Consider the following 3,357-nt stretch of genomic DNA (forward strand, 5'->3'; position numbering starts at 1 on the left):
ATAACTTTCTTTAGAATAATTAGTACTTGTTGCTGCGAAAGCACGCGCCCACAACCGCGCAAATCAGGCTCTTGTTCACGCCTGCGTGATGAACTAACCGCATCGATGGTCGCTGTATCGATCGGCAATTTACTATTGCTCTAAGGTACTGATGCAGCGTCGGGCGCTCAACTCATGCCCAGCTCAAGGATTTGAAGGTGCGTCAGATCGGTTCTACGCTTACAGCAACGTCGACGTATGTTCTGATCGGTGCAGCCTCGCTGGTTCTCACCCGGGTCGGGTCGACTTCAAGCGCGAGAGCGCAAGAAGCCGTGCAACTCGACGAGCTTTCGGTGGCGGGTCCGGCCGGCAGCACGGGACGTGGCGGACAGGGCGTCGGGCTCTTGAAAGACTTGCCGCCGCCCTATGCCGGCGGCCAGTTCGCGCGCGGGGGATCGTTGGGCGTCCTTGGGACCCGAGACGCCCTGAACACGCCGTTCAGCACCGTGAACTTTACCCAGCAGGTCATCCAGGATCAGCAGGCGCGCACAGTCGCCGATACACTCGTCAACGACGCGTCGGTTCGTCTGACGACAGCCAGCAACGGGTTCAGCGACACCTTCCAGATCCGCGGATTCGAGGTTCAGGCGCAGGATGTCGGGTTGAACGGCCTGTACGGATTGGTCTCATCCAATCGCGTGGCCGCGCAGTACATCGAGCGCATCGAGCTGCTCAAGGGCCCGGGCGCGTTCATGTATGGCATTCCGCCGGGCGGCAGCGTCGGCGGAAGCATCAACATCGTCACCAAACGCGCGCTCGATGTGCCGTTCCTCCAAGTCACGCCGCAGTTCATCAGCCCCGGCAATTTCGGTGTTCACGTGGATGCCAGCACCCGCGCCGGTGAGAACAAGGAATGGGGTCTTCGCTTCAACGGCCTCGGCCGGACCGGCGAGGCCACGATCAACGACGGCAACCTGCAGACGGGGCTCGGCGCCTTGTCGCTCGACTATCAGGGCGAGCGCCTGCGCTGGTCGCTCGACGTCATCTCGCAGAACGACGACACAAAGAACTTCCGCCCGCAGATTGGTCTGCAATCGGATATTCCCTTCATCCCGCGCCCGCCCAGCGGCCGCAGCAACTGGTTCCCTGGAACGCAGCTCCAGCAGCGCGACAACACGGTCGCCTCCTTCCTGGAATACGACCTGACCGATTGGCTGACGGCCTATGGCGGGATCGGCTATCGCGCAGGCTCGAACCGGCAGACCTTCCCGGATTACCGCGTCTTCGGCTTCCCAAGCGGAGCGGACGTCCTTGGCAACTTCAGGCTCGTCAACGCCTTCTACGATTCCTACAGCAGCACCGTCAGCGGCAATGCCGGCTTGAAGGCCCGCTTCGACACCGGGTTCGTCAACCATTCGATGAACCTCGTGTATACCGGATTCACGCGGGAGGACGGCTACGCCTACGTTGCGAACTCTGCAGACGAGTCGGTGCCGTCAAACATCTACAGGCCCTCTCCGCTGCCCGTCGTGACCGGTGAGCGGCTTGCGCCGCAGCGGTACGCGGGCACCACCCTGACGAGCGTCGCCCTCGCCGATACGATGTCGGCCTTCGACGACACCGTCCTGCTGACCGCAGGGGTTCGCTACCAGATGGTGAACCAGAAGAGCTACGATACCATCACCCAGGCACGCACGAGCGAGTACGACGCGAACGCCACGTCGCCGCTCGCCGGCATCGTTATCAAGCCCTGGAAGAACGTTTCTCTGTACGCGAACTACGCCGAAGGACTGACGGCAGGCACCATCGTGGGACCCGGCTACAGCAACGCGGGTTCAATCCTGAGCCCGTACAAGTCGGATCAGCAGGAAGTGGGCGTCAAGGTCGATTGGGGCACCATCACGATGACGGCGGCGCTCTTCCAGATCAGCCGGCCCGACCAGGTGCAGACAGCGACCAACGCACTGGCCTACAACGGCGAGCAGCGCAATCAGGGGCTGGAACTGTCGGCCTATGGCGCAATCGTGCCAACGCTGCGCGGGTTCGCGAGTGCAACCTTCCTGCGCCCGGAACTGACCAAGCCGGTCAATCCACTCGAACGTGGGAACGACGCCGCAGGCGTGCCGGACCTGACCGTTTCCGCAGGTCTCGAATGGGACACGCCCTGGGTGCCTGGTCTCTCCCTGAATGGGAGAGTGATCTACACGTCCGGCTCATACCTCACGAGCGCCAACACGGTACGGTTCCCGGACTGGACACGGGTCGACCTCGGCTTCCGGTATGCGACGATCCTGAACAACAGGCCCTTCGTGTTCCGGTTCAACGTCGAGAACGTTGCCGATAACCGGTATTGGCTGACAACGGGCACCTTCGTGACGGTCGCATCGCCCCGGACCTTCGTTGTGTCCGCCTCTTACACCTTCTGAGGAACGGGTCTGCAAGACTATCGTCCATCCGCCGGCATGTCGGCGGCGGAGGGCGATGGTCTTCGTCGCCGACGGCCTACGTCGAACGGACACCGCCGCAGGACGGAAAGCCGGCCGACGAGGGAAGACGCGCGGCCCGGCCCGTGCCCGCGTCCCGCGCCCGGCGCAGCGTGAACGCGAGCCTCGGCCGCCGTGACGAGGCTGCGGCTCCCGGGCCCCCCGCCATTCGTTGAGCTCGCGGCCTTGGCGGTCTATGCACGGACCCCATGGACCTCCAAGCTTCCGACCTCCAGGCTTTCGACCTCCAGGCTTCCGACCTCCAGGCGTCCGCGAGCCGATCCCCGGCTCCCCTCGCCTGCAAGCTGCCGCTCTTCGGGAAGGCGGCGCCGTTCCTGCCCATGAGCCGCGCCGAGATGGACACGCTCGGGTGGGATTCCTGCGACATCGTCCTGGTGACGGGTGACGCCTATGTCGATCATCCGAGCTTCGGCATGGCCATCATCGGCCGGCTGCTCGAATCGCAAGGGTTCCGGGTCGGCATCATCGCGCAGCCCGACTGGCAATCGGCGGAGCCGTTCAAGGCCCTGGGGAAGCCTCGCCTGTTCTTCGGCGTCACCGGCGGCAATCTCGATTCGATGGTGAACCGCTACACGGCGGACCGTCGCCTGCGCAGCGACGACGCCTACACGGCGGGCGGGGAGGGCGGTGCCCGCCCGGACCGCTGTACCATCGTCTACACGCAGCGCTGCCGCGAGGCCTACAAGGACGTGCCGATCATCCTCGGCGGCATCGAGGCGTCGCTGCGCCGCATCGCCCATTACGATTACTGGTCCGACAAGGTGCGCCGCTCGATCCTGGCGGACGCCAAGGCCGACCTGCTCCTCTACGGCAATGCCGAGCGCGCCGTGGTCGAGGTGGCGAACCGCCTAGCCGCCGGCGCGAAGCCGCACGA

General features: G+C 64.4%; 1 protein-coding gene and 1 pseudogene. Both read left to right on the forward strand.

The annotated features are described in order from the left end of the window. Positions 1-197: 197 nt before the first annotated feature. Positions 198-2,405 (forward strand): TonB-dependent receptor, encoded by a 2,208-nt coding sequence (locus JWQ05_RS07380; protein WP_299656870.1) that lies wholly within the window; start codon positions 198-200, stop codon positions 2,403-2,405. Positions 2,406-2,671: 266 nt separating this feature from the next. Further along, a pseudogene (locus JWQ05_RS07385) lies at positions 2,672-3,357 on the forward strand (YgiQ family radical SAM protein); the annotation flags it as partial.

Source organism: Methylobacterium sp., from assembly GCF_028290105.1.
GTDB lineage: Bacteria > Pseudomonadota > Alphaproteobacteria > Rhizobiales > Beijerinckiaceae > Methylobacterium.